Annotated in this window: 26 protein-coding genes, 1 pseudogene and 1 riboswitch; of the genes and pseudogenes, 24 read left to right on the plus strand and 3 right to left on the minus strand. The window is 62.4% G+C overall.

Going from position 1 to position 26,486, the window contains the following annotated elements:
- Positions 1 to 36 precede the first annotated feature (36 nt).
- Positions 37 to 1,554 (minus strand): acetaldehyde dehydrogenase ExaC, encoded by a 1,518-nt coding sequence (gene exaC, locus PG898_RS01740; RefSeq protein ID WP_270823398.1) that lies wholly within the window; start codon positions 1,552 to 1,554, stop codon positions 37 to 39.
- Positions 1,555 to 1,782: 228 nt separating this feature from the next.
- Between exaC and PG898_RS01745 the strand changes: the two genes are divergently transcribed.
- From PG898_RS01745 to PG898_RS01840, 20 genes and pseudogenes are all read left to right on the plus strand, one after another.
- Positions 1,783 to 3,450, plus strand: a complete 1,668-nt coding sequence (locus tag PG898_RS01745; RefSeq protein ID WP_270823399.1) for a sigma-54-dependent Fis family transcriptional regulator — start codon at positions 1,783 to 1,785, stop codon at positions 3,448 to 3,450.
- Between the two features lie 317 nt (positions 3,451 to 3,767).
- Positions 3,768 to 5,048: a GGDEF domain-containing protein gene (locus PG898_RS01750; protein WP_270823400.1), complete on the plus strand. Its 1,281-nt coding sequence runs from the start codon at positions 3,768 to 3,770 to the stop codon at positions 5,046 to 5,048.
- Between the two features lie 131 nt (positions 5,049 to 5,179).
- Positions 5,180 to 5,590, plus strand: coding sequence for a VOC family protein (locus tag PG898_RS01755; RefSeq protein WP_270823401.1), 411 nt, complete (start codon positions 5,180 to 5,182; stop codon positions 5,588 to 5,590).
- A 102-nt stretch (positions 5,591 to 5,692) separates the two neighbouring features.
- Positions 5,693 to 6,382, plus strand: a complete 690-nt coding sequence (gene phoB / locus PG898_RS01760; protein WP_041206225.1) for a phosphate regulon transcriptional regulator PhoB — start codon at positions 5,693 to 5,695, stop codon at positions 6,380 to 6,382.
- A gap of 8 nt (positions 6,383 to 6,390) precedes the next feature.
- Positions 6,391 to 7,686, plus strand: coding sequence for a phosphate regulon sensor histidine kinase PhoR (gene phoR / locus PG898_RS01765; RefSeq protein ID WP_270823402.1), 1,296 nt, complete (start codon positions 6,391 to 6,393; stop codon positions 7,684 to 7,686).
- 289 nt (positions 7,687 to 7,975) lie between these two features.
- Positions 7,976 to 8,950 (plus strand): PstS family phosphate ABC transporter substrate-binding protein, encoded by a 975-nt coding sequence (locus PG898_RS01770; RefSeq protein ID WP_043131083.1) that lies wholly within the window; start codon positions 7,976 to 7,978, stop codon positions 8,948 to 8,950.
- 152 nt (positions 8,951 to 9,102) lie between these two features.
- The gene (locus PG898_RS01775) at positions 9,103 to 9,912 is read left to right on the plus strand and encodes a M48 family metallopeptidase (RefSeq protein WP_139751209.1); all 810 of its coding nucleotides are present in this window, start codon (positions 9,103 to 9,105) and stop codon (positions 9,910 to 9,912) included.
- The gene (locus tag PG898_RS01780; protein WP_270823403.1) at positions 9,900 to 10,406 is read left to right on the plus strand and encodes a GNAT family N-acetyltransferase; all 507 of its coding nucleotides are present in this window, start codon (positions 9,900 to 9,902) and stop codon (positions 10,404 to 10,406) included. The genes PG898_RS01775 and PG898_RS01780 overlap by 13 nt, the downstream gene beginning before the upstream one ends.
- A gap of 110 nt (positions 10,407 to 10,516) precedes the next feature.
- Positions 10,517 to 11,419, plus strand: a complete 903-nt coding sequence (locus PG898_RS01785) for an ROK family protein (protein ID WP_270823404.1) — start codon at positions 10,517 to 10,519, stop codon at positions 11,417 to 11,419.
- A gap of 41 nt (positions 11,420 to 11,460) precedes the next feature.
- Positions 11,461 to 12,186: a copper homeostasis protein CutC gene (locus PG898_RS01790; protein ID WP_005324680.1), complete on the plus strand. Its 726-nt coding sequence runs from the start codon at positions 11,461 to 11,463 to the stop codon at positions 12,184 to 12,186.
- 9 nt (positions 12,187 to 12,195) lie between these two features.
- Positions 12,196 to 12,313 (plus strand): annotated as a pseudogene (locus PG898_RS01795) (copper homeostasis protein CutC); the annotation flags it as partial.
- 31 nt (positions 12,314 to 12,344) lie between these two features.
- Positions 12,345 to 12,440 (plus strand): copper homeostasis protein CutC, encoded by a 96-nt coding sequence (locus tag PG898_RS01800; protein WP_081805759.1) that lies wholly within the window; start codon positions 12,345 to 12,347, stop codon positions 12,438 to 12,440.
- A gap of 151 nt (positions 12,441 to 12,591) precedes the next feature.
- A complete protein-coding gene (locus tag PG898_RS01805; protein WP_005324672.1) occupies positions 12,592 to 13,203 on the plus strand; it encodes an FKBP-type peptidyl-prolyl cis-trans isomerase in 612 nt (203 codons plus the stop codon).
- A gap of 146 nt (positions 13,204 to 13,349) precedes the next feature.
- Positions 13,350 to 14,231: an ABC transporter ATP-binding protein gene (locus PG898_RS01810; RefSeq protein WP_005324670.1), complete on the plus strand. Its 882-nt coding sequence runs from the start codon at positions 13,350 to 13,352 to the stop codon at positions 14,229 to 14,231.
- Between the two features lie 76 nt (positions 14,232 to 14,307).
- Entirely contained in the window at positions 14,308 to 15,321 is a 1,014-nt protein-coding gene (locus tag PG898_RS01815) for an ABC transporter permease (protein WP_041207054.1), read from the plus strand.
- Positions 15,306 to 15,617, plus strand: coding sequence for a DUF2845 domain-containing protein (locus PG898_RS01820; protein WP_005324667.1), 312 nt, complete (start codon positions 15,306 to 15,308; stop codon positions 15,615 to 15,617). Before PG898_RS01815 ends, PG898_RS01820 begins: the two co-directional genes overlap by 16 nt.
- Before the next feature lie 477 nt (positions 15,618 to 16,094).
- On the plus strand, positions 16,095 to 17,114 hold the full coding sequence (locus PG898_RS01825; RefSeq protein WP_270823405.1) for an amino acid ABC transporter substrate-binding protein: 1,020 nt from the start codon (positions 16,095 to 16,097) through the stop codon (positions 17,112 to 17,114).
- Between the two features lie 67 nt (positions 17,115 to 17,181).
- A complete protein-coding gene (locus tag PG898_RS01830; RefSeq protein ID WP_270823406.1) occupies positions 17,182 to 18,369 on the plus strand; it encodes an amino acid ABC transporter permease in 1,188 nt (395 codons plus the stop codon).
- A 9-nt stretch (positions 18,370 to 18,378) separates the two neighbouring features.
- Positions 18,379 to 19,473: an amino acid ABC transporter permease gene (locus tag PG898_RS01835; RefSeq protein WP_270823407.1), complete on the plus strand. Its 1,095-nt coding sequence runs from the start codon at positions 18,379 to 18,381 to the stop codon at positions 19,471 to 19,473.
- Positions 19,474 to 19,486: 13 nt separating this feature from the next.
- Complete coding sequence (locus tag PG898_RS01840; protein WP_005328952.1) at positions 19,487 to 20,230, plus strand: amino acid ABC transporter ATP-binding protein; 744 nt, start codon at positions 19,487 to 19,489, stop codon at positions 20,228 to 20,230.
- A gap of 102 nt (positions 20,231 to 20,332) precedes the next feature.
- On the opposite strand, the gene PG898_RS01845 is transcribed toward PG898_RS01840, so the two are convergent.
- Positions 20,333 to 20,548 (minus strand): DUF1107 family protein, encoded by a 216-nt coding sequence (locus tag PG898_RS01845; RefSeq protein ID WP_005328955.1) that lies wholly within the window; start codon positions 20,546 to 20,548, stop codon positions 20,333 to 20,335.
- 177 nt (positions 20,549 to 20,725) lie between these two features.
- Between PG898_RS01845 and yfcD the strand changes: the two genes are divergently transcribed.
- The 3 genes from yfcD to PG898_RS01860 all read left to right on the plus strand — a co-directional run bounded on the left by yfcD (position 20,726) and on the right by PG898_RS01860 (position 22,953).
- A complete protein-coding gene (gene yfcD, locus PG898_RS01850) occupies positions 20,726 to 21,244 on the plus strand; it encodes an NUDIX hydrolase YfcD (protein WP_042648649.1) in 519 nt (172 codons plus the stop codon).
- 145 nt (positions 21,245 to 21,389) lie between these two features.
- Entirely contained in the window at positions 21,390 to 21,863 is a 474-nt protein-coding gene (locus tag PG898_RS01855) for a peroxiredoxin (RefSeq protein ID WP_042648630.1), read from the plus strand.
- Between the two features lie 124 nt (positions 21,864 to 21,987).
- Positions 21,988 to 22,953, plus strand: coding sequence for a calcium/sodium antiporter (locus PG898_RS01860; protein WP_042648631.1), 966 nt, complete (start codon positions 21,988 to 21,990; stop codon positions 22,951 to 22,953).
- Between the two features lie 75 nt (positions 22,954 to 23,028).
- Here PG898_RS01860 and PG898_RS01865 read toward each other — a convergent pair whose 3' ends face one another.
- Entirely contained in the window at positions 23,029 to 24,177 is a 1,149-nt protein-coding gene (locus PG898_RS01865; protein WP_005328960.1) for a type III PLP-dependent enzyme, read from the minus strand.
- A 507-nt stretch (positions 24,178 to 24,684) separates the two neighbouring features.
- Positions 24,685 to 24,800, plus strand: a riboswitch (glycine riboswitch).
- Between the two features lie 249 nt (positions 24,801 to 25,049).
- Between PG898_RS01865 and PG898_RS01870 the strand changes: the two genes are divergently transcribed.
- Positions 25,050 to 26,438 (plus strand): alanine/glycine:cation symporter family protein, encoded by a 1,389-nt coding sequence (locus PG898_RS01870; RefSeq protein WP_161507414.1) that lies wholly within the window; start codon positions 25,050 to 25,052, stop codon positions 26,436 to 26,438.
- Positions 26,439 to 26,486 lie beyond the last annotated feature (48 nt).

Genomic DNA, 26,486 nt, shown 5'->3' on the forward strand with positions numbered 1-26,486 from the left:
CGCCCATGGGCGCCCTTGTCATCAGAGGTGGCAGGATCAGAAGAAGCCGAGGGGGTTGATGTCGTGGCTCACCAGCAGGTTCTTGGTGTTCTGGTAGTGATCCAGCATCATCTTGTGGGTCTCGCGACCTATGCCTGACTTCTTGTAGCCGCCGAAGGCGGCGTGGGCCGGGTAGGCGTGGTAGCAGTTTACCCAGACCCGGCCAGCCTGGATGCCGCGCCCCATGCGCCAGGCCAGGTTGCTGTCCCGGGTCCAGAGCCCCGCCCCCAGGCCATACTGGGTGTCGTTGGCAATGACCAGGGCATCCGCCTCGTCCTTGAAGGTGGTGACCCCGAGCGCCGGCCCGAAGATCTCCTCCTGGAACACCCGCATCTTGTTCTGGCCCGAGAAGATGGTGGGCTGGATGTAGAAGCCCCCCTCAAGGCCATTCACTTTGGCCGGGCCGCCGCCTATCAGCATCTTGGCCCCCTCTCCGCGGCCTATCTCCATGTAGCTCAATATCTTGTCAAACTGCTCCCGGGACGCCTGGGCGCCCACCTGAGTGGCGGTGTCCAGGGGGTTGCCCTGCACTATGGTGCGGGCGCGGGCCAGCACCCTGTCCATGAAGTCGTCATAGATACTCGCCTGCACCAGGGCGCGGGAGGGGCAGGTGCACACCTCGCCCTGGTTGAAGAAGGTCATCAGCATGCCTTCCACCGCCTTGTCGATGTAGCTGCTCTCGTGCTGCATCACGTCGGCGAAGTAGATGTTGGGGGACTTGCCGCCCAGCTCGACGGTGGAGGGAATAAGCTTGTCGGCGGCGCAGCGCAGTATATGGGCGCCGACTTCGGTCGAACCGGTAAAGGCCAGCTTCTGGATCCTGTCGCTGGTAGCCAGCGCCTGACCCGCCTCGACGCCGAAGCCATTGACCACGTTGACCACGCCGGGGGGCAGTATGTCCTTGATGAGATCCATCATCAGCATGATGGTGACCGGGGTCTGTTCGGCTGGCTTGAGCACGCTGCAGCAGCCGGCCGCCAACACAGGAGCCAGCTTCCAGGCTGCCATCAACAGCGGGAAGTTCCAGGGGATGATCTGGCCGACCACGCCTATGGGCTCCTTGAAGTGGTAGCTGACGGTGTGCTGATCCAGCTCGGCGGCCGAGCCCTCCTGGGCGCGGATGCAGCCGGCGAAGTAGCGGAAATGATCCACCACCAGCGGCAGGTCGGCGGCCAGGGTCTCGCGCACCGCCTTGCCGTTCTCCCAGGTCTCGGCGACGGCGAGCACCTCTATGTTCTGCTCGATGCGATCGGCGATGCGCAGCAGCAGGTTGCTGCGCTCGGTGACGCTGGTCTTGCTCCAGCTCGCAAAGGCCTTGTGGGCGGCATCCAGCGCCAGCTCGATGTCGGCGGCGTCGGATCTGGCCACCTCGCAGAACACCCGGCCATCCACCGGCGAGACGTTCTCGAAATAGCGGCCGGCGCGGGGGGCCACCCAGTCGCCACCGATGAAGTTGTCGTAACGGGACTTGAAGCTGACCAGGGCGCCTGCCTGACCGGGAGCGGTGTAAATCATCTCATCATCCTTATGTGTGTGGTCCTGACCGGCCCGGGGCCGGTGACCAGCTGCTATCGCAAGGGCCGTGCCAGAGGGTCTGACCAGAGGGACGAAAGTTAATAAAACGTTATCAAACGGGGTGCGGCGGCGTATCTTGATTAACCAGTGACCCCGGTCGTGGCGATGAGACTGTGCCGTTTCTGGACAGTGGTCGTGACACTGTGCCCTTTGTGAACAGGAGGCGTGATGAGCGAGTTACCTCAGTCCATTCCCAGTCCCAGTCCCAGCCCGATCCAGCGCTCCTGGCAACGTTGCCTGCATCAGGGCTTACTGCGCCAGCAGAGCGCCGAGCTGGATCTGCTGCCCCAGGGGGAGCTGTCGGCCCGCCAGGAGCAGCACAGAACCCTTATCACCTGCTTCCAGCGCTTCGTGTTGCCGCTGTTTGCCCAGTTGCTGGCGGGCAGGCCCTGTCGCCTGCTGCTGTGTGACGGCGAGGGGGCCATTTTGGCCGCCAGCGGTGACGATGGCTTCGCCCGCCACGCCGAGCGGATCTTCTTGCGCAGCGGCGCCCGCTGGGGGGAGGCGAGCAAGGGCACCAATGCCATAGGCACAGCGCTCGCCGAGCAGAGCGAGGTGCAGGTGCTGGGGGCCCAGCACTTCTTCGCCCAGCACAGCTTCCTCAGTTGCAGCGCCTGCCCTCTGCTCGGGCCGGACGGGCAACTGCTGGGGGTGCTCGACATCTCCACCGATGCGGCCCACCACGACGGCGACATGCTGGGCACTGTGCGGCTCCTGGCCATGACCCTGGAAAACGCCCTGCTGGCGCGTCAGCCGGGCTGGCTGGTGGATCTCGATCCCCAGAGCCTCTGGTCCGCCCGCCTGCTGCTGGGAGAGGGGGGAGAGCTGCTCGGGGCCAACCGGGCAGGACGGCTCTGGCTCGGCCAGCACCCGTTTGACGGCAAGCAGCTGCTGCGGGATCGGCGCGGATTGCGGCTGGAGCCCGAACCTGTGGTGATTCAAACCGAAAACCAGCCCCAGCCAGCCGTTACCGCCGGGGTGCCCCTCAAGATGCTGGAGCGGGGCATCTCCCTGCTCATCGAGGGGGAGACCGGCAGCGGAAAGGAGCACCTGGTGCGCGCCCTGCACAGTCAGTCGAGCCGACGGGACAAGCCCCTGGTGTGCGTCAACTGCGGCGCCCTGCCCGCCGATCTGGTGGAGGCCGAGCTGTTTGGCTATGTGGGCGGGGCCTTCAGCGGCGCCCGCAGCCAGGGCAGCCAGGGTTATCTGCGCGCCGCCCACGGCGGCATCCTGATGCTGGACGAGATCGGCGAGTTGCCGCTCCCGGCCCAGACCCGGCTGCTGCGGGTGTTGCAGGAGCGCAGCGTGACGCCGGTTGGCAGCCACAAACCCGAGCCGGTGGACTTCTGGCTGGTCAGCGCCAGCCACCGGGATCTTACGGCCATGGTGCAGGATGGCGGCTTTCGCGAAGACCTCTATTACCGCATCTGTGGCTGGCGCCAGCAGCTTGCGCCGCTGCGGGCCTGGCCCCAGGGCGAGCGCCTGGGGGTGATCCGGCGCCTGCTCTCGGAGATGGACCCGGCCCTGCAACTGACGCCGCAGGCGGAGCGGCAACTGCTGGCCCATCCCCTGCCCGGCAACGTGCGCCAGCTCAAGCAGGCGCTGGAGGTGGCCTGCGTGCTGGCGGAAGGGCAGGGCTGGATTGAACCCGCCCACCTGCATCTGCCCGAGGTGGCCGCCATGCCGGCTCCCCGGGGCGCCACCACCTTGCGCGAACAGAGCCGGCTGCGGGTGCAGCAGACCCTGACGGAGTGTGGCGGCAACGTGAGCGAGGCGGCGCGGCGGCTTGGCATCAGCCGCACCACCCTCTACCGGGCGCTGCGGGAAGAGGGATAGGGGTGTTGCCGCACCGCTTGCTTGTGTAGACTGGGGCTCTGCGATGATTTTTCTTTATTTTTCCATGGCATGGAGCGCTCAGTGGTGAAAGGAATGATGACATCGGGAACCCGTTTCCCCAGGAGCTGGCGTCCGCCTCTTGCGGTGCAATGCCGACAGGATACAGCCCGGCGGATGGCAGGCGACGCCCTGTACACGGGCTGATCCGACCAATGCCCCGGCGCCCATGAGGGCGCGTGTAATAACCTTGGATCTGGATCAGCACGGTGCAGAATTACAAGGTGTAGAGTAAAAGCTCTTTTTCAGGTGTGATCGTCATGACCCCATCCTATTCCCGCGTGACCAATATGTTGTTCTGGAGCCTGCTGCTCGGCAGCCTGCTGGCCATCTTGGTGTTCGAGTTCGGGCCAGAGCGGCGGCTGGATATCCTGAGCCAGGCCAGCCTGGCCGCCAGGGCCCAGGATGATCGCGCCCATGGCGGCCAATCAGTCACCACACTGATCCCTGGGGGCGACAAGCCCGCCATCGACTGCAAGCTGCGTGCGGGCCACAGCTCCCCCTTCTGTGAACTGATCCTGACCCTGTCAGCCCCCGAGTGGGGGCTGGATCTCTCCCACTTCAACGGCGTGCGGGTCAAGCTGAGGGTGGAGGGGAGCGAGCCGCAGAGCTGGCGCCTCTATCTGCGCAACTATGATCCCGCCTACTCGATAGCCGGGGACGAGATCTCCCACAAGTTCAACGAGGTGCTCTTTCGTCCCGACGATTACGGCCGCATCCAGGACGTCCCCCTCAAGGTGTTCGCCCCCAGCTCCTGGTGGGTGCAGCAGTACCGGATCCCGCTGGCGCAGCAGGGGGCGGACCTGCACCATGTCTATGCCATCGAGCTTGCCACCGACGACAGGATGCAGCCGGGGGACTACAGGTTGATCCTGGAAAAGCTGGAGTTCTATGGCCGCTGGGGCAAGCCGGGGGACTTCTACCGCCAGCTGCTGCTGGGCTGGCTGATATACGGAATACTGCTGTTTCTGACCCAGTACCTGCTGATGGGAGACAAGCTGCGCAAGGCTCGCGAGGCGCGGCTGGCAGCGGAGGCGCTCAGCCAGAGCCTGTCCGAGCAGTACCGCCGCACCGAGGAGGAGGCCCGCTACGATCCCCTGACCGGGGCCCTCAACCGGCTCGGTGGCGAGAAGCTGTTGAGCGAACTGGGGGAGATGCCGCTCTCCTTCATCTATATCGACATCGATCACTTCAAGGGGGTCAACGACACCCACGGCCACCCCATGGGGGACGAGGTGCTCAAGCACATGGTGAGCGAGCTGCTGCGCCATTGTGACAGCCTGTGCCGCCTGGTGCGCTGGGGAGGAGAGGAGTTCGTGCTGGTCTGCCTGCACCATGAGCAGGCGAGGGCAGAGAGGCTGGCCGAGCGACTGAGGGGGGCGCTGGAGGCCTACAGGGAGTGGCCCCTCGGGCTCAGGATCACCGCCTCCTTCGGGGTGGCGGAGCGGCGCGGGGACTCCCTGGAGCTGACCCTCAAGCGAGCGGACGAGGCGCTCTATCAGGCCAAGGAACGGGGGCGCAACCGGGTCGAGGTGGGCTAGGGCGCAGGCTTGCCAACCGACTAAGGGCCTTGCCTTCGCTAAGGTGATTGCGGCTGGAGCCCCGGCCTCCCAGCCGTTATGATGCGCGCCAGCCGGGGCGCGGGCCCCCCTCTTCAGTCAAGGAGTTTCCCATGTCCCAACACCTAGGTGCCCTGACCCTGCTGGTGGCCGACTACGATCAGGCCATTCGCTTTTTTACCGAGGGGCTCGGATTTGAGCTGCTGGAAGACACGCCCCTCGACGAGCCGGGCAAACCGGGCAAGCGCTGGGTGCGGGTTGCCCCGAAAGGTGCCCCAGGGTCGGCCCTGCTGCTGGCCCAGGCTGCCAATGCGCAGCAGCAGGTCGCCATCGGCCAGCAGGGGGGCGGCCGGGTCTTTCTGTTTCTCGAGACCGACGATTTCTGGGGCGACTACCAGCGCATGCAGCAGTACGGCGTGCATTTTTGTGAACAGCCCCGCTACGAGCACTATGGCACTGTGGTGGTGTTCGAGGACATCAGTGGCAACCGCTGGGACCTGCTGCAACGCATTGCTGCCAACTGAATCTGAAAACGTTTATCATCCCGCCTGTCATAAAGTCATAAAAGTGTCACAGAAAGTTCTAATAATTGGCGCACCCATCTTCACAGAGGAGAGAGAAGGGATATGGCTAAGCGAATTCTGGTGGTCGAGGACGAGGCACCAATCCGCGAGATGCTCTGCTTCGTGCTCGAGCAAAAAGGATATGAGACGGTTGAGGCAGAAGATTATGCCGATGGACTGGCGAAGGTGCGTGAACCTTACCCCGAGCTCATCGTACTGGACTGGATGATGCCAGGCGGCAGTGGCATCCAGTTCATCAAGCAGCTCAAGCAGGACGAGGTGACCCGCCAGATCCCCGTGGTGATGCTGACCGCCCGCGGTGAGGAAGAGGACAAGGTGCGCGGCCTCGAGGCGGGCGCCGACGACTACATCACCAAGCCGTTCTCTCCCAAGGAGCTGACCGCCCGTCTGCACGCCGTGATGCGCCGGGTCTCCCCCACCTCGGTGGACGAGGTGATCGAGGTGCAGGGGCTCAAGCTGGATCCTGTCTCCCACAGGGTCAGCGCCGAGGAGAAGGCGCTGGACATGGGGCCGACCGAGTTCAAGCTGCTGCACTTCTTCATGACCCATCCCGAGCGGGTCTACAGCCGCGAGCAACTGCTCAACAACGTCTGGGGCACCAATGTGTATGTGGAAGACAGGACGGTGGACGTGCACATCCGTCGCCTGCGCAAGGCCATCGAAGAGACCGGGCACGACAGATTGATCCAGACGGTGCGTGGAGCCGGATACCGCTTCTCAACCCGTCTCTAGGGGATAACATGTTGCAACCTTACGCCTGGCGGCGACAGTTGTGGCGAATGGCGTTCTTCTACGCCCCCTTCGTCTTGGTAGGTTGGTTGATAGAACACCTCTCCCTCTGCCTGCTGGTGGCGACCGTGCTGCACCTGGGCTGGCACTACCGCTTCCAGAAGCGGCTGTCGGACTGGCTGTGGCACGATCGCAGCCTGGTGCCGCCCCATGGCAGCGGCAGTTGGGAATACATCTTCAATGGTATTTACAAGTTGCAGCAGCGCCACCGTGCCCGGCGCCGCGAGCTGGCGGGGCTCATCCGCCGGTTCCGGGAGGGGGCCGAGGCCCTGCCCGATGCCGCCGTGGTGTTTCGCACCGACGGCAGCATCCTCTGGTGCAACCGGCTGGCGGAGCAGTTGCTCGGTTTTCGCTGGCCCGAGGACGCCGGCCAGCACATCGGCAACCTCATCCGTCATCCCGGCTTCGTCGCCTACCTCGGCAAGGGGCAGTATGACGAGCCGTTCGAGATGAGCTCCCCCATCAACGAGGAGAAGTTTCTCGAGTTTCGCATCATGCCCTATGCCGAGGATCAGGCCATGCTGGTGGTGCGTGACGTGACTCGGCTGCGCAGCCTGGAGAAGACCCGCAAGCACTTCGTCTCCAACGTCTCCCACGAGCTGCGCACCCCGCTCACCGTGCTCAAGGGGTACCTGGAGATGACCGAGGAGCCACCGCCCCCCGCCATGTGGGCCAAGGCGCACAAGGTGATGATGGAGCAGACCATCCGCATGGACAACCTGGTCAATCAGCTGCTCACCCTGTCGCGCATCGAGGCGGCCCCGACCGTGGATCTCTCCCATCTGGTGGACATGCCCGCCATGCTGGGACTGCTTGAGCAGGAGGCGCGGGCCCTGTCGGGAGAGAATGCCCATCAGATCGAGTTCCAGGTGCAGCCTAACCTGTTCGTGAAAGGGGACAGGGACCAGCTGCGCAGCGCCGTCTCCAACCTGGTCTACAACGCCATTCACTACACACCGGCGGGTCGCAAGATCAGGGTTGAGTGGCGCAAACAGGGGGCCATGGCGCTCTTTGTGGTGCAGGACGAGGGGGAGGGGATAGCCCCGGAGCATCTGGCGCGGCTCACCGAGCGCTTCTATCGGGTCGACAAGGCGAGATCCCGCCACACCGGCGGCTCAGGCCTTGGCCTCGCCATCGTCAAGCATGCCCTGAGCCATCACGATGCCCAGCTCGAGATAGAGAGCCGGGTCGGCCAGGGCAGCCGTTTCAGCTTCCTCATTCCTGCCAGGATGGTGGTGGTAAAATAGTCTTCATTGACAACTGGTTAGCAATAAAAAAGGGGGCGGCGAGAGCGGCCCCCTTGGCATTTGTGCCGCGCCGGGCCCATGTCATCAAAGTGTCATATAAATTCCATAAATTTGTCACTGCCAGGTCAGATACTGGCGCCGTCTTAAGAACAGACCCAGCGTCACCTTGGGAAAGAGGGGACGGATAAAATTCAACAAGCTGGCTGATACAGTCAGCTTGACCACCGCAAGACAGTGTTAATCGGCGCCATGTATTGGCAATTGCCTTCTGTAACTTTGGAGAGATTGGATGAAACTCAACAAACTGGCTGGTGTAATCGGATTCACCGCAGCAACCCTGTTTTCTGTCAGCGCTCTGGCTGCCGGAGTGGATAAAAATCTGCCGGATTACACCCCGACCAGTGGCATCTCGGGCAACCTGTCCTCCGTGGGCTCGGACACCCTGGCCAACATGATGACCCTGTGGGCCGAAGAATTTAAGCGTGTCTACCCCAACGTCAACGTGCAGATCCAGGCCGCCGGTTCTTCCACCGCGCCGACCGCGCTGACCGAGGGCGTTGCCCAGTTTGGCCCCATGAGCCGTGCCATGAAGGCCGGTGAAGAGGAAGCATTCGAGAAGCGTTACGGCTACAAGCCGACTGCCATCCGCGTCGCGGTCGATGCCCTGGCGGTATTCGTGAACAAGGACAACCCCATCAAGGGGCTGACCATGGAGCAGGTTGATGCCGTCTTCTCCAGCACCCTCAAGTGCGGCGAAGCCAAGGCGGCCACCAAATGGTCTGATCTGGGTCTGGATGGCAACTGGTCTTCCAAGGATCTGCAACTGTTCGGTCGCAACTCCGTTTCAGGTACCTACGGTTACTTCAAGGAGCACGCCCTGTGCAACGGTGACTTCAAGAGCGGCGTGAACGAGCAGCCGGGCTCCGCCTCCGTGGTGCAATCCGTCTCCGCGTCCCTGAACGGCATCGGTTACTCTGGCATCGGCTACGTCACCTCCGGTGTGCGCGCCGTGCCGCTCTCCAAGGATGGCAAGACCTTCGTTGAAGCGACGGCAGACAACGCCCTGACCGGCAAGTACCCGCTCTCCCGCTTCCTGTACGTCTACGTAAACAAGGCTCCGAACAAGCCGCTCTCCCCGATGGAGCAGGAGTTTGTGAAGATGATGCTCTCCAAGGCTGGTCAGAACATAGTGGCGAAGGACGGCTATGTGCCGGTACCGGCCAAGATTGTTGAGGCCGATCTGAAGAAGCTGGGCATCATGTAATCCCGCTTTTGCAGCGCAAACAAACGAGCCCGAACGGGCTCGTTTTTATTTTGGCGCCATGGGATCTTTTTGGTCGCATGGGGTGGTGCCTGGCTTGCACCGGAGGGCGGCATTCCCGAGAATAGGGCAACTTCATGGTAAAGGACCCTCTCATGCGTGCATCTTCCCTGTCCAAATTCGGCCTGGCAGCCTTGTGCAGTGCCCTGCTTGCCGGCTGTGCCCAGTCGCCGACCGGCCGCAGCCAGATGCTGCTCTTCTCCCCCCAACAGATGAACCAGCTGGGGGCCGACTCCTTCGAGCAGATGAAGAAGCAGGAGAAGGTGAGCAAGGATGCCAGGGTGAATGCCTATGTCTCCTGCGTGGCCAGGGCGGTCACCGCCCAGGTGCCTGCCAGCTATGGCATCACCAGCTGGGAGGTGGTGGTGTTTGACTCCAAGGAGGTCAACGCCTTCGCCCTGCCTGGCGGCAAGATCGGCGTCTACAGCGGTCTGCTCAAGGTCGCCAAGAATCAGGATCAGCTCGCCACCGTCATCGGCCATGAGCTGACCCATGTGCTGGCACAGCACTCCAACGAACGCCTCTCCCGGGATCAGCTGACCGGCATCGGGCTGGCGGTGGCAGATGCCGCCATCGGCAGCAGCCAGGGGGGCGGTGCCACCATGGCGGCGCTCGGGCTAGGGGTTCAGGTGGGGATTGCCCTGCCCTATGGCAGAACCCAGGAGAGCGAGGCCGACAGACTCGGTTTGGAGCTGATGGCCCGCGCCGGCTTCAATCCGGCCCAGGCCATCCCCCTGTGGCAGAACATGAGTGCCGCCTCCGGTGGCAAGGCACCGCCGCAACTGCTTTCTACCCACCCGAGCGACGAGAATCGCATCGCCGAACTGCAAGCCCAGCAGGCCGAGGTGCAGCCCCTGTATCAGCAGGCGCGAGCCGCAGGGCTGGAGCCCAAGTGCAAGGCATAAGCCTGCGGCTGGCCCGTCCCGCCGATGCCGCCGCCATGACGGTGATGCAGCGGGCCAGCTGGCTGGCGGCTTATGGCAGTGTGCTCGGGGAGGATCTGCTAGCCCAGCTGGCGGTCACCGACCATCTGCAGATCTGGCGCCGCCGGCTCGCCGAACCCGCCCCCATCCCCATGCTGCTGTGTCAGGACGAGGTCGTCATCGGCCTGCTCTATTGGCACCCAGCCCATGAAGAGGGGTTGATGACGGCGCGCATCCGGGCGCTCTATCTGCACCCGGATCACTGGCGTCGAGGCCATGGCAAGCGGCTGTGGCAGGCGGTGGCGGTGCAGATGCGCCGGGCCGGTTGCGAGCGCGTCAGGCTCTGGCTGCTCGATGGCAATCACATCGGCGAGGGGTTCTACCTGCGCCGCGGCTTCGTGTTTGACGGCCAGGAGCGCACCCTGACGAGCCTGGGACAACCCTGCCTTCAGCGACAAATGTTCCGTTTGCTTTGAGCTGGCTCCCGTTTTTTGCCCATGCATACTTTATTTTTTTTGCGAATTAATACAATGTGCCCCATCTGGACAGACTGAGGTGACCCGGTTCACCGGCAAGGGAGTGTGGCATGTATTACGGATTTGATATTGGTGGTACCAAGATTGCCTTCGCGATGTATGACGGTGGCCTGAACCTCTGTCACGAAGAGCGCATGAGCACCCCAGGCAATGATTACGAGGGGCTGTTGCAGCTGATCCTGACGCGGGTCGAGACGGCGGACGCCCGCTTCGGTGCGAAAGGCGCCGTCGGCATCGGGTTTCCCGGCATCATCAATCGCCTTGATGGGAGCATAGTGGCGGCGAACCTGCCCGCCATTCACGGTCGTCATCTAGGGGCGGATCTGGCCGCACGACTGGCACGCACCGTCAGCGTCGACAACGACGCCAACTGCTTCCTCTGGTCCGAAGTGCACCAGGGGGCCGCCGCCGAGGCCGAGAGTGCGCTGGGGGTGACCATTGGCACCGGTATCGGTGGCGCCGTCTACCTGGCGGGCAAGCTCATCCAGGGTCGCAACTGGCTGGCGGGGGAGATAGGCCATTACCCGCTGCCTGCCACCATATTGATGAAATATCCCGACCTGCCCCGTCCCCGTTGCGGCTGCGGCCGCCTGGTCTGTTTCGAAACCTACGCCTCGGGCACCGGCCTGGAGCGGCTCTATCACCACTTCCGCGGCGGGCGCGCCAGTGGCCATCTGATAGTTGCCCGCGCCGAGGCCCGGGAACCCGCGGCGCTCTCGGCCATCGACTGCTGGCTGGAGATCCTGGCCGCCGGGCTCGCCACCGCCATCTCGGTGATAGACCCAGAGGTGGTGGTGCTGGGGGGCGGCCTCAGCGGGCTGCCCGCCCTGTATGAAGAGCTGCCCAAGCGTCTGCCCGGCCACCTGCTGCCAGGTGTCGCCCTGCCGGCTATCCGTCAGGCCCGCTTCGGCGGCGCCGGTGGCGTGCGTGGCGCCGCCCTGCTCAATTTATGAGGTCAGGCACTGGGTCTGATCTCCCTGGATAAGGAGTCATCATGACCCGTCTTGAAATCTGCATCGACAACCTGGAATCCCTGTTCACCGCAGAGCGGTCCGGCGCGGATCGCATCGAGCTCTGCTCTGCGCTGGGGCTGGGTGGTCTCACCCCCTCCTATGGTTTCATGCAGCTTGCTGCCCGCCATGCCAGCGTGCCGGTTTACGCCATGATCCGCCCCCGTGCCGGGGATTTCTGCTTCAGTGCCGCCGAGTTCGAACTCATGTTGCTGGATATCGCTGCGGCGCGCTCTGCGGGCCTGCAAGGGGTGGTGGTGGGTTTGCTGGACGAGGGGGGCAGAGTGCCAGCCGCCCAGTTGCAACAGCTGGTCGAGGCGGCAGGTCCCCTTGGGGTCACCTTCCATCGCGCCATCGATCTCAGCTCCAACTGGCGCGCCGATCTGGAGACCATAGTGGCGGCCGGCTGTGAGCGGATCCTGAGCTCCGGCCATGCCCCGACTGCCCTGGCGGGTCTGGAGACCCTGCAGGCGATGCAGCAGACCCTAGCGGGCCGCGCCAGCCTGATGCCCGGCGCCGGGGTCAATGCCGACAACGTGCGCACCATACTCGAGTTCACCGGGGTGAGCGAGGTGCACATGTCCGGCATGGGCTGGCGTGGCGGCATGGTGCCCCACGGAGTGAACATGGGCACCTCGGACGACGGCCGGGTCAATATCACCGACGGTGCCAAGGTGGCTGCGGTGCGGGCTTTGCTGGACAAGGCCTGATAGGTGCCGCGCGGTGGCATGGTGCCTCTCCATGGGATTCAATATGGGCACCTCGGACGACGGCCGGGTCAATATCACCGACGGTGCCAAGGTGGCAGCGGTGCGGGCTTTACTGGACAAGGCCTGATACGTGCCGTGCGGCGGCATGGTGCCTCTCCATGGGATTCAATATGGGCACTTCGGACGACGGCCGGGTCAATATTACCGACGACGCCAAGGTTACTGCGGTACGGGTCCTGCTGGATCGCGCCTGAGCAGATCGCCGCCGATGGGCGGCGTTCATCCCCTTCTTCTGTGAAGTCTCTCCCACGGGCGGGGAAATCAGGAAGGCAGTCGGCAGCACCTCGCCAAAAAGTCTGATATTATCCCGTCTCTTTTACCCTCAGGACCCGGAGCAACATCTCAATGTCCCAATACGACTCTATCGAACAGAAGGCCAGCTATGGCATCGGCCGCAACATGGGTGATCAGCTGGCGCAGCAAGCCTTTGCCGGTCTGGATATCCCTGCCCTGCAACAAGGTCTGGCAGATGCCCTGAACGGCCTGGAGTTCGCGGTCAGCCGTGACGATATCAATGATGCCTTCCAGGTCATCACCGCCCGCATGCAGGAAGAGCAGGAAGCCGTTGCCAAGGCCGCCGCCGCCGATGGCGAAGCCTTCCTGGCCGACAACGCCAAGCGCGCCGACGTGAAAGTGACCGACTCCGGTCTGCAATACGAAGTCATGGTAGAAGGCAATGGCGCCGTGCCGGTGGCCGGTCAGTCCGTGCGTGTGCACTACCACGGTACCTTCACCCACGGTGGCGTGTTCGACAGCTCGGTCGCCCGCGGCCAACCTGCCGAATTCCCGGTCACCGGCGTCATTGCCGGCTGGGTAGAAGCACTGCAGATGATGCCGGTTGGCTCCAAGTGGAAGCTCTACATTCCGCAGGATCTGGCCTACGGTGCCCGTGGCGCCGGCTCCATCCCGCCCTACTCCGCTCTGGTCTTCGAAGTGGAGCTGCTGGACATCCTGTGATCCGGTTGGCGTGATGCAAACGGCGACCCCTGGGTCGCCGTTTGTTTTTTGCGCGCCGCCACGCCCTGGTGGATGAGCCATGGCCTTCTCGGGAGATTTGGATATAGTCAGGACGTCGCACTCTCGGCCACCCAGGGAGACAGGCCATGGCTGCCATCATCGAAGTCGTCGATCTCATCAAGAACTTCCCCGGAGTCAAGGCGGTGGACGGACTCAGCTTTGCCATTCCCGCCGGGAGCTGTTTCGGCCTGCTCGGCCCGAACGGGGCGGGCAAGACCACCACCATAGAGCTGCTCGAGGGGATCCTCACCCCGGACAGCGGCCAGATCCTGTTTCATGGCACCCCCCGTGGCCCCGACTATCGCTCCCGCATCGGCATCCAGTTCCAGCACACGGCACTGCAGGATTTTCTGACGGTGCGCGACACCCTGCGCCTGTTCGCCAGCCTCTATCCCAACCCCCTGCCACGGGAACTGCTCATCGATCTGTGCGCCCTTGGGGAGTTCATCGACAGGGACAGCCGCAAGCTCTCCGGCGGCCAGCGTCAGCGCCTGCTGCTGGCCCTGGCCCTGCTCGGGGATCCCGAACTGCTGTTTCTGGACGAACCCACCACAGGGCTGGATCCCCAGGCCCGCCACCACTTCTGGCAGCGGATCGAGGCGATCAAGGCCCAGGGCAAGACGGTGGTGCTCACCACCCACTACATGGACGAGGCCCAGCAACTGTGCGATCGCATCGCCATCGTGGATCACGGTCATCTGCTCAGCCTGGACACGCCGGCGGCCCTGCTGGCACAGCACTTCGACGGTGTGCTGGTGCGTCTCGCGGATCATCCGGCCCTCGCCAGCCTGGGTTATCCGCTGCTGCCCCACGGCGATCAGGTGGAGCTGAACTGCCCCGACGTGGCAGCCTTGCTGCCAACCTTGTTGAGCCTGGGGGTACCGCTGACCGGCATGCAGGTGCGTTCCCCCAATCTGGAGGATCTCTTCCTGCACCTGACCGGCCACAGCCTTCGGAGCGGCGCATGAACGCCGCCTCATGGCGGCGCCCCGCTGCGGCGCCTGCCAGCATGTTACCGATGCCAACCTGCTCAAGGAGCGGAAGATGACGGGATCTCTCAAGCGCATAGGTGCGCTCTTTTATGCCCGCACCCTGGAGTTCGTGCGCGACAGGGCGGCCCTGGTCTGGAACCTGCTTTTTCCGCTCTTGCTGGTGATTGGCTTCTCCCTCATCTTCTCCGGTCCCCCCAAGCCGCTGGTACAGATAGGGGTGGTGGGGGAGCTGACGACGGCCTATCAGCCCCTGACCCATATCCCGCTGCTCAAGCTCATTCCCTATGACGACGAGGCGAGGGGGGCCCTCAAGGTGCGCCATCACCAGCTGGACTTGCTGCTGTCACCGGCGCGCGGCCACTACTGGGTCAACCCGGACGCCCCCCAGGGGGCCATGGCCGAATACCTGCTGCGCCAGGCGGTGCGCGCGCCCTTGCAACGAGAGGCCCTGAGCGGTCGGACCATCCGCTACGGCGACTGGTTGTTGCCCGGGGTGATCGGCATGAACCTGATGTTCTCCGGCCTGTTCGGGGTCGGCTTCGTCATCGTGCGCTATCGCAAGAACGGGGTACTCAAGCGCTTGCGGGCCACACCACTCTCGGCCGCTGAGTTTCTCTGCGCCCAGCTGTTGTCACGGGTGCTGATCACCCTGGTGGTGAGCCTGCTGGTCTTTCTGGTGGCTTACTGGCTGCTGGATGTGCCCCTGCTCGGCTCTGGCTGGCTGCTGCTCTTCATCGCCCTGGTCGGCGGGACCGCCATGGCCTCCCTCGGGCTGCTCATCGCCGCCCGCATTCAGAACGAGGAGCTGGCGAGCGGTTTGCTCAATCTCATCAGCTTGCCCATGATGTTCTTATCCGGCGTCTGGTTTTCGCTGGAAGGCTCTCCTCCCTGGCTGCAGGCCGTGGGGGCCCGCTTGCCGCTCAGCCAGATCATCGAGGCCGCCCGTGCCGTCATGCTGGAAGGGGCGGGCTGGCAGGCGGTGGCGGGAACCCTGGGTCAAGTCATGGTGTTTGCCCTGGTGTGCATCACGCTGGGGGCGGTGCTGTTCAAATGGAGCGCAAAATGAAGTCAATTCTGTGGTTGCTGCTGGTAGCGGCCTTACCGGTGCATGCCGGCACCCTGCGCTGCAAGAGCGCCCTGTTGACCGAGGGGGACACCACGGCCGAACTGCTGATCCGCTGCGGTCAGCCGCTGCTCAAGGAAGATCTGACACGCTACGAGGAGAACGGCTTCGGGGCGCGGATGACGGTCAAGTATGCCGAACGCTGGACCTACAACTTCGGCAGGAGCGAATTCATGCAGTTCGTCACCGTCGAAAACGGCATCATCACCGAGATTGAAGACGGTCCCCGCGGTGGTTGAGTCGCGTATTGCTCCCGGGCCGGCACCCTGATCTAGAGCTCAGGCCCGGGCCCCATCCCCACCAGAAGATCCCCTGTTGATATCAGTTTGCCACCCTACATCGCGAAATATCGGCAAAGCCTTCTCTTTGTTTGCCGCTCCCAGGGTTGGGTCTGCTGGTGGAAAAGCGAGCCTGATGAGTCAGTTGGAAGCAGATCTTGCTGCCCCATCCCGGTGCATCCCATTTTTTTGCGAAAATAATCCTCACAGCGGGAATGGCCTTTAACAGCAGGCTATTTGGCGAATAAGGGTCTACTTTTGATTCTAAGAGTGCATATCACTTCGTTCGAACATTTTGTGCTGTTGCACCACGGTTGGGCCGGGTTGCACCGATTGACAAGTTTTTGAACCGCTGGATAAGCTGCGAAAAAGCAGGGAAACGATGGCATCTTGCTAGGTTTTGGTGCCAATGCGAATCAAACCACAGGGAAGAGTGACATGAAGCAGATACACAAGGCAGGTATGGTGATAGTGCTGTCGCTGGCGGCAGCCAATGTCTGGGCAGAGGGCACCCTGGATGCCGTGAAGAAGAAGGGGTTCGTGCAGTGCGGGGTCGGTGATGGCCTGCCCGGTTTCTCTAATCCGGACGCCAAGGGCACCTGGACCGGGCTGGACGTGGACGTGTGTCGCGCGGTCGCCGCGGCCGTGCTAGGGGATGCTGGCAAGGTCAAGTATGTGTCCCTCACCGCCAAGGAGCGTTTCACCGCCCTGCAATCCGGTGAAGTGGATCTGTTGTCGCGCAACACCACCTGGACCCTGACCCGGGACGGGTCGCTCGGCCTGACCTTCGCCGGGGTGAACTACTACGATGGCCAGGGCTTCCTGGTCAACAAATCCCTCGGGGTCAAGAGCGCCAAGGAGCTGGACGGGGCCGCTGTCTGCATCCAGTCCGGCACCACCACAGAGCTCAACCTGGCGGATTACTTCCGTGCCAATGGCGGCATGAAATATACCCCTGTGGTGTTCGACACCTCGGATCAGACCGTCAAGGGATTCGAAGCGGGACGTTGCGACGTGCTGACCTCGGATCAATCCCAGCTCTACTCCCTCAAGATCAAGCTGACCAAGCCGGGGGATGCCCTGGTGCTACCCGAGGTCATCTCCAAGGAGCCGCTGGGCCCCGCCGTGCGTCAGGGTGACGAACAGTGGTTCAAGGTGGTGCGCTGGAGTCTCTACTCCATGCTCAACGCCGAAGAGGCCGGTGTGACCAGTGCCAACGTGGACGAGATGCTCAAATCCACCAACCCGGACATTCGTCGCCTGCTGGGGCTGGAAGAGCCCAAGGGCAGCGTGCTGGGGCTGGATGACAAGTGGGCCTACAACATAGTCAAACAGGTCGGCAACTACGGCGAGTCGTTCGATCGCAACGTCGGCGCCGGCTCTCCCCTCAAGATCGACCGCGGCATCAACGCACTCTGGAACAAGGGTGGCCTGATGTATGCCCCGCCCATCCGCTAAATAGACAGCTGTCGGGGGGCCTGGCCCCCCATTTCCCCCTTGCCCTGGCTTTGTCGGAGTCATCCTCATGGCGATACAAGCATCAAACCATAGGAAAGAACAGGGCCGCTGGTGGTATGACGCCAAGGTGCGGGCGCAGATATTCCAGTGCCTGGCCATTGCGGCCGTTCTCGCGTTTCTGTTCTACATCATCAACAATGCCCTGACCAATCTGGCGACCCGTGGCATCACCACAGGTTTCGATTTTCTGGGCAACACCGCCGGGTTCGGCATCTTGCAGAGCCTGATCCCGTACGACGAGACCTACACTTTTGGTCGTACCTTCGTGGTCGGCCTGCTCAATACCCTGCTGGTCTCGGTGCTCGGCATCCTGTTTGCCACTCTGCTCGGCTTCGTGCTCGGGATAGCGCGTCTCTCCCGCAACTGGTTGGTAGCCAAGATAGCCACCGTCTACATAGAGACGTTTCGCAACATTCCGCTGCTGCTGCAGATCTTTTTCTGGTACTTCTCGGTGCTGCGCACCCTGCCGTCTCCCCGTGAGAGCGTGGAGCTGGGAGGGCTCGCCTTTTTGAACGTGCGGGGCTTCTATCTACCCAAACCCTTGTTTGAAGAGGGATTTGGCTATGTGCTTTGGGCCCTGCTGATCGCTGTCGTCCTGAGCTGGGGGCTGAGTCGCTGGGCGCGGCGCCGTCAGGCGCTGACCGGCAGGATCTTCCCGTTCTGGCGCTGTGTGGCCGCTCTGGTGATCCTGCTCCCTGCCATCGTCTTCCTGCTGGCAGGCAGCCCGCTCTCCTGGAGTGTGCCAGCCTTGCAGGGCTTCAACTTCCGTGGGGGCTTGACGGTGCTGCCCGAGCTCGCGGCCCTGCTGCTGGCGTTGACCATCTATACGGCGGCCTTCATCGCCGAGATAGTGCGATCCGGCATCCTGGCCATCAGCAAGGGGCAGACCGAGGCCGCTTCCGCCCTCGGGCTCTCGCCCACCAAGACGCTGCGGCTGGTAGTCATTCCTCAGGCGATGCGGGTCATCATTCCCCCGCTGACCAGCCAGTATCTGAACCTCACCAAGAACTCCTCGCTGGCCACCGCCATCGGTTATCCGGATCTGGTCTCGGTGTTCATGGGCACCACCCTCAACCAGACCGGGCAGGCCATCGAGGTGATCGCCATGACCATGGGGGTCTATCTCATCGTCAGTATCACCACCTCAGTCCTGATGAACATCTACAACCGCAGGATGACGCTGGTCGAGCGTTAGGGAGCTGTCATGTTTGTGAACGAGTTGCAGGAGGCGCTGCCGCCTCCCGATCATCGCCGGGGGCCGGTCGCCTGGGTCAGGCAGAACCTCTTCCCCAACTGGTGGAACGGCCTGCTGACCCTGGTGCTGGCCTACCTGCTGCTGCCACTGCTCTGGTCGGCGCTGGACTGGGCTATCTTCTCCGCCAACTGGCAGGGGAGCAGCCGTGCCGACTGCGCCCAGGGCGGGGCTTGCTGGGTATTTATCGAGAGCCGTCTGGGACAATATCTCTACGGCTTTTATCCGGTCGATCAGTATTGGCGCATCAATCTGGCCTTCGCCGGTCTGGCCGTGCTGCTGGCGCTGCTGATCTGGCCGCGCACCCCGCGCAAGGGCTGGCTGGCGCTCTTTACCCTGCTGGTATTCCCGGTCATCGCCTTCGTGCTGATCCATGGCGGGGCCGGTCTCGAGGTGGTGGAAACAAACCGCTGGGGCGGCCTGATGCTGACCCTGGTGCTGGCGGTGGTGGGCATAGTGGTCGCCCTGCCATTCGGGATCCTGCTGGCATTGGGACGCCGCTCCCACATGCCGGTCATCTCCAGCCTCTCCACCGTCTATATCGAGTTCTGGCGGGCGGTGCCGCTCATCACTGTGCTCTTCATGGCCTCCGTCATGCTGCCGCTGTTCATGACCAGCGAGGTGGAGCTCGACAAGCTGCTGAGGGCGCTCATCGGCATCATTCTGTTCCAGGCGGCTTATGTGGCCGAGGTGGTGAGGGGGGGGCTGCAGGCGATCCCCAAGGGGCAGTACGAGGCGGGGGAGGCGCTGGGGCTCTCCTACTGGAAGGTGATGGGGCTGGTCATCATGCCCCAGGCCCTCAAGATCACCATTCCCTCCCTGGTAAACACCTTTATCTCCCTGTTCAAGGACACCAGCCTGGTGCTGATCATAGGGCTGTTCGATCTGCTCGCCATCTCCAAGGTGGCGCTGGCGGATCCGGCCTGGCTGGGATTCTCCACCGAGGCCTATGTGTTCATCGCCATGATCTTCTGGATGTTCTGTTTTGGCATGTCCCGCTACTCCATCTATCTGGAGCGCAAACTCAACACCGGTCACAAGCATTAGGAGTAGTTTCGAGATGAAAACGGACGCTGTGGTAGAACTCAAGGATGTCAACAAGTGGTACGGTGAGTTTCATGTGCTGCGCAACATCAATCTGCAGGTGGGCAGGGGGGAGAAGATCGTCATCTGTGGGCCGTCTGGCTCGGGCAAGTCCACCATGATCCGCTGCATCAACCGGCTGGAGGAGCATCAGAGCGGTGACATCCTGGTCAAGGGGACGGCCCTGACGTCGGATCTCAAGAACATAGAGACGGTACGCCGGGAGGTGGGCATGGTGTTCCAGCACTTCAACCTCTTCCCCCATCTGACGGTGCTGGAGAACTGCTGCCTGGCGCCCATCTGGGTCAAGCAGTTGCCACGCAAGGAGGCGGAGGAGATCGCCATGACCTTCCTGCGCCGGGTCAGGATCCCGGAGCAGGCCCTCAAGTACCCGGGCCAGCTCTCCGGCGGTCAGCAGCAACGGGTCGCCATTGCCCGCAGCCTCTGTATGAACCCCCAGGTGATGCTGTTTGACGAGCCGACCTCTGCGCTGGACCCCGAGATGGTGCGCGAAGTGCTGGATGTCATGGTGGAGCTGGCCCATGAGGGCATGACCATGCTCTGCGTCACCCACGAGATGGGCTTTGCCAAGCAGGTGGCGGACCGGGTGATCTTCATGGACCGCGGCCAGATCATCGAGGAGAACGTGCCTGACCAGTTCTTCGACCACCCCCAGTCGGAGCGAACCAAGCTGTTCCTCTCCCAGATCCTGCAACACTGATGCGGGTCAGACGGGGACAACCCCATTGAAAATAGCCCGCACGCTCGGTGAGCGGCGGGCAAAGACGTGCATGGAAGCAGACTACAAACGGAAAGGAGTATGTCAGCCCGGCAACAGGGCGGTGGTGCGCAGATCGCGCACGGCCAGATTGATCTGCCGGGCCAGGCTCAGCGCCTGGCGGCAGCTCAGCGTTCTCACATCGATGATTCCCCCCTGAAATTCAAACCGCCCCAGAGCCTCTACCATGAAGCTGCCGTGATGGAAGCTTTTGATATAGCGGGCAATTCGACGAGGAGACAACTGCTTGAACACCTTCATGGCAAGAGACCCTGTTGTTTGGACAGGGCACACTATGCCGTCTCACCATGACACGGATGTGACACTTGATGAAGGTTTGTATGAATCCTTGTTATGGCGGGCTGGCGTCCTGCTCCCGGCGTTGAAAAAGTAGTGCAGCCCCCGGCCCCGGCACCGATATACTGCGACCATCGCAGGATGGACAAGGTGCCGCACGTGGAGTGGGTGGACGTAGTAGACGAGCAGGACAGGGTGATCGGGGTGGCCGAGCGCACCCGGGTGCGTCAGGAGAACTTGCGCCATCGCGCCAGCTATATTCTGGTGCTCGATGAGGCCGGGCGCGTGCTGGTGCAGCGGCGTACCCTGAGCAAGGATTTCTGTCCCGGCATGCTGGATGCCTGCGCCGGTGGTGTGGTGACCACGGGGGAGGCGATGGAGCCCTCCGCCCGGCGCGAGCTGGCCGAGGAGCTGGGGATCCGTGACGTGCCCCTGCACGACTTCGGCACCTTCTACGCCGAGGGGGAGGCGAGCGGGGGAGGCTATCGGGTCTGGGGCGGTCTGTTCAGTTGCCATTATCGGGGGCCGCTGCAACTCCAGGCGGAAGAGGTGAGCGAGGTGCACTGGATGAGTCTGGCCGAGATAACCGAGCGGGCCGATGAATTCACCCCGGATTCATTGCTCGCCATCGCCACCTGGCAGGCGCGGCGCCCGGCATAAGGCAGAGGTTCTGGCTGCCGAATTCACGTTGAATTTTCTGCTGACATTGCCATCAGGCAGGTGCGACGACACGGGCGAGCCGGTGTCGTCTCTTTTCTGGTTGGAGTAGACTGGGCCTCTTTCAATCACTTAAGGACGAGACATCATGATCACGGTCGGCCAATCCCTGCCCGCAGGGGAATTTACCTTCATCACCGCCGAGGACAAGCAGGTGAAGGATACCCAGGCCCTGTTTACCGGCAAGCGAGTGGTGCTGTTCGCGGTGCCGGGCGCCTTTACCCCCACCTGCTCCAACGCGCATCTGCCCGGTTATGTGGTGTTGGCGGACGAGTTCAAGGCCAAGGGGGTCGATGCCCTCTATTGTCTCTCGGTCAACGATGCCTTCGTGATGAAGGCGTGGCAGGCGGCCCAGAATGCCGACGCCATCACCATGCTGGCGGATGGGGACGGCAGCTGGACCCAGGCGCTTGGCCTTGCCAAGGAGACAGGCGCCTTCGGCGGCCTGCGTGCCCAGCGCTTTGCCCTCATCGCCAATGATGGCGTGGTCGAGCAGCTGTTCGTGGAGGCCCCCGGCAAGTTCGAAGTGTCTGATGCGCAGAGTCTGCTGGCCGCGCTGTGAGATGTTAATCATTGTTTGATTTCATCTTGAAATAGCAAGGCGGCTCGATACACTGAGGCCGCGTTTGGATGGAGCCAGGCTAGCCGCCTGGCTCTCGTGTTTGCAGTCGATGAGATAGAAGAATATGACCCTGGCTTTTGTTGCCCTGATTGCCGGACTGGCGTTGCTGGTCTGGAGTGCGGATAAATTTGTGGACGGTGCAGCCGCCACCGCTCGTTATGCCGGCATGCCGCCGCTGCTGATCGGTATGGTGATCATCGGTTTTGGTACCTCGGCCCCCGAGATGGTGGTCTCGGCCCTGGCATCCATGCAGGGTAACCCGGGCCTGGCCCTGGGCAATGCCTATGGCTCCAACATCACCAACATCGCCCTCATTCTGGGACTGACAGCCCTCATCAGCCCCATTGCCGTCTCCTCTCAGGTGGTGCGCAAGGAGATCCCCATCCTGCTCGGCATCACCCTGCTGACCGGTGCCCTGCTCATCGATGGTCACCTGGGGCGTAGCGACGCCCTCATTTTGGGTGGCGTCTTCATCGGGCTGCTGGGCTGGTCCATCTGGACCGGGATCAAGGGGAAGGGAGACGCCCTGGACGAAGACGTGAATGTGGAGATCGACAGCGAAGCCATGCCGCTCAAGAAGGCCATCTTCTGGTTGATCGTGGGCCTGGTACTCCTGGTAGGTGCTTCCCGCCTGCTGGTGTGGGGTGCGGTGACCATAGCCCAGGCATTTGGCATCAGCGATCTGGTCATCGGCCTGACCATAGTGGCGGTGGGTACCTCGCTGCCGGAGCTGGCCTCTTCCCTGATGGCCATCAAGAAGAAGGAACATGACCTGGCGCTTGGCAACGTGCTCGGCTCCAACCTGTTCAACACCCTGGCCGTGGTCGGCATCGCCGCCGGCATAGCGCCCCTTGACGTGGACCCGGCGGTGCTCTCCCGCGACTGGAGCCTGATGATGGGACTGACCCTGCTGCTGCTGGTGATGTGCCTGGGCCGCAAGGGACAGGGCCGCATCAACAGGGTGGAAGGAGGTATCTTGCTCTGCATCTTCGTCGCCTATACCGGTTGGCTGTTGACCAGCCAGTTCTGATGAGGGCATGACAAGACAAACAAGAAGGGGAGCCAATGGCTCCCCTTCTCTATGCAACACTCGTGGTCGAACCGTTCAGGCCACCGCCACCAGTTTCTGCTTCTGGGCGCTGTCCAGAATGAGGATGCTCGCCTTGGGGAAGAAGTTGAAGGTGGAGGCCGACGCCCAGGTGTAGGCCCCCATCACCCGGCCCACCACCAGCTCGCCGATGGCCAGATCCGGCAGCATGATGCCGTCGCGAATGACGTCCACGCTGTCGCAGGTGGGGCCGGAGAGCACGGCATTGTGCAGCTCGCCATGGGCATAGGGGGTGCTCACCGGGTAGGTGACGTGGTCATAGAGCTGACCGTTGTAGCTGCCGTAGAGGCCGTCATCCAGGTAGTACCAGATCTTGTCACCGCGGTGGGCCTTGCCCATCACGCTGGACACCGAGGTCATGGCCGGTGCGCTGATGAAACGGCCCGGCTCGGCAATTTTCTGCACGGTGGCGGGCAGCTTGGCGAGTGCCTCGCGGATCGGGGCGCAGAAGCCGTCGATGTCGAACTCGCCGCCCTCATAATCCACCGGGAAACCGCCGCCGATGTCCAGCACCCAGGGCTTGAGGCCGAGATCCCAGGCCTGCTCCATGATCTCGCGGCAGGCATCGATGGCCTGCACATGGCGACGGGCGTGGGGCACCTGGGACCCGACGTGGAACGACAGCCCCATCACCTTGATCCCCTTGGCCTGGGCCAGTTGCAGCAGCGGCAGTGCCTGCTCCGGGGTGCAGCCGAACTTCTTGGAGAGATCGACCTTGGTCTCGGGATTCGGGAAGCTGACGCGCAGCAGCAGTTTGACCTCGTCCTTGTAGGGCAGGAATTTCTCCAGCTCCAGCGGGTTGTCATAGACAAACACGGTGCAGCCGAATTCCAGCGCATAACGGATGTCACTGTCGCGTTTGATGGGATGGGTGTGAATGCAGCGTCCCGGACGAACCCCTTGGCTGCGCACCAGATCCACTTCGCCATTGGTGGCCAGATCGAAACAGGCCCCCTCTTCCTTCAAGACAGAGACCACAGCCTCATGGGGCAGGGGCTTGAGTGCATAATGCAAGCGCACATCGGGCAGGGCGGCGGCCAGGGCCCGATACTGTTTGCGGACGGCTGCCTTGTCGAGCAGCAGCAGGGGGGAGCCAAATTGTTCAACCAGCTGACGGTAATCTTGTGCGACCAGGGTCTCGTTCATTCTCTTTTGATCATCCTTAGGGGGCGTGATATGCCCAAGCCATATGCGATTGAACCGGCGACGGCCGGCTCAGGCGAGTGGTCCGGAGGGACCGACCAGGCACAATGCATAACTCCCTTGCAAAGTGCTTAGTTATGCGCGGGATTATCGACTTATTGAGTTTGTGTGCAAGCATTTTGATTGGATATGTTGGCAAGTATTTCTGGTCGAGACGAAACATCATCTTGATATGGGGCAGTCTGCGTCTTTTGGTGTGCGTCATCATCAGACAAAACTTCATAACTTATTGATAGTTAACGAACATTTAACATGCGTTTCGCTGATGGTCGGGACAGAAAAAAATGGCGTGGAGTCCGGCCGAGTGGGAGACAGCTCACATTTTTTGGATTAACATGCCCGCTTCCTAATCCAAACTAGTTCGGATGAAGGTAGCAGGAGAGCGATGGGGGACCATCCACCGAAGAAGTGAATCTTTCAGGTACCGGGCAACCGGTGTGGACTGCTACTGGACGATACTCTGGAGAGACCCGTTAGATCGGGCGCCGAAGGAGCAAGGCACCATAACGACCCGCAAGGGCAGGCTGGTGCCGGAAACTCTCAGGCAAAAGGACAGAGGGGATGGGATGGTTGTACCTGAGCTTGGAACTGTTCACGATCTGTCACGAGAGGTCGTCAGCAAGGTAAAGAGCAGCGCAGGAACCGGAGTGTATGTGAATACATGAGGCTTCCGAGCAGCGCATGAGCCTTGATCACGGCCTCGCAGTAAGAGTGTGAACACGTTTTTGGCCTGCATCCGATCGCCTTTGGGGATCGCGACACCTATGGGAAGATCATCCTTCTCCTCCTTAATCATTGTTTTTTAAGGAGGATGCATGTCATCAATTCAATCGGCGCTCGCCGCCATCGATAGCTTTGTCTGGGGTCCACCCCTGCTGATCCTGCTGGTCGGGACCGGTATCTATCTTACCCTGCGATTGGGTCTGCTTCAGGTCGTGCGCTTGCCGCTCGCCCTCAAACTGGTCTTTGGCCGCGATCAGGGTCAGGGCAAGCAGGGGGACGTCTCCAGCTTCGCCGCCCTCTGTACTGCGCTTTCAGCCACTATCGGCACTGGCAACATCGTCGGGGTCGCCACCGCCATCAAGCTCGGTGGCCCCGGCGCCCTGTTCTGGATGTGGATGGCGGCGCTGTTTGGCATGGCCACCAAGTACGCCGAGTGCCTGCTGGCGGTCAAATACCGCGAGCAGGATGCCAACGGTCAGATGGCTGGCGGCCCCATGTACTATCTGGAGAAGGGGCTTGGCTCCAGGCCGCTCGCCAAGCTGTTCGCCCTGTTCGGCATCGGCGTCGCCTTCTTCGGCATCGGTACCTTCCCCCAGGTCAACGCCATCTCCGACGCCATGAGCCTCTCCTTCTCGGTGCCCCGTGAAGTGACCGCCGTGGTGCTGACTCTGATCGTGGCGCTGGTGACCCTGGGCGGTATCCAGTCCATCTCCAGCGTGTCGAGCAAGGTGGTGCCCTTCATGGCCATCTTCTATATCCTCGCCTGTGCCGGGGTACTGGTGAACAATGCCGGCGCCTTGCCCGATGCTGTCATGCTGGTGATCGAGAGCGCCTTTACCGGCCATGCGGCCACCGGCGGCTTCGTCGGTGCCGGCATTATGCTGGCGATCCAGTCCGGGGTGGCGCGCGGGGTCTTCTCCAACGAATCGGGTCTGGGCTCTGCGCCCATCGCCGCAGCTGCGGCCAAGACGGACTCCTGCGTGGAGCAGGGGCTGGTCTCCATGACCGGCACCTTTATCGACACCATCATCATCTGCACCATGACCGGCCTGACCCTGGTGGTGACCGGAGTGTGGAGCGGTGAATTGAGCGGCGCCGCCATGACCAGCCAGGCCTTTGCGCAAGGGCTGGATGCCCACATAGGCCAGTATCTGGTGAGCATAGGGCTCTTGTTCTTCGCCTTTACCACCATCCTCGGTTGGAACTACTACGGCGAGCGCTGCACCGAGTACCTGTTCGGGGTCAAGGCGATCAAGCCCTACCGCATCGTCTATCTGGTGCTGGTGGCGAGCGGCGCCTTCCTTCATCTGGATATGATTTGGCTCTTGGCCGATATCGTCAACGGCCTGATGGCGGTACCCAACCTCATCGGCCTGATTGGCCTTCGTCATGTGGTGATCGCCGAGACCCGCGCCTACTTTGGCCGCGACCGCGACCGCGACCGCGATACGGAGTCGGAACCAGAGCCGCAGACGGCCTGAACTCCTCCGCTCGTTTCACGTTCGCCTTGAAAAGAACAAGCCACGACT

This window comes from Aeromonas sp. QDB31 (assembly GCF_027707605.1).
Taxonomy (GTDB): domain Bacteria; phylum Pseudomonadota; class Gammaproteobacteria; order Enterobacterales; family Aeromonadaceae; genus Aeromonas; species Aeromonas media.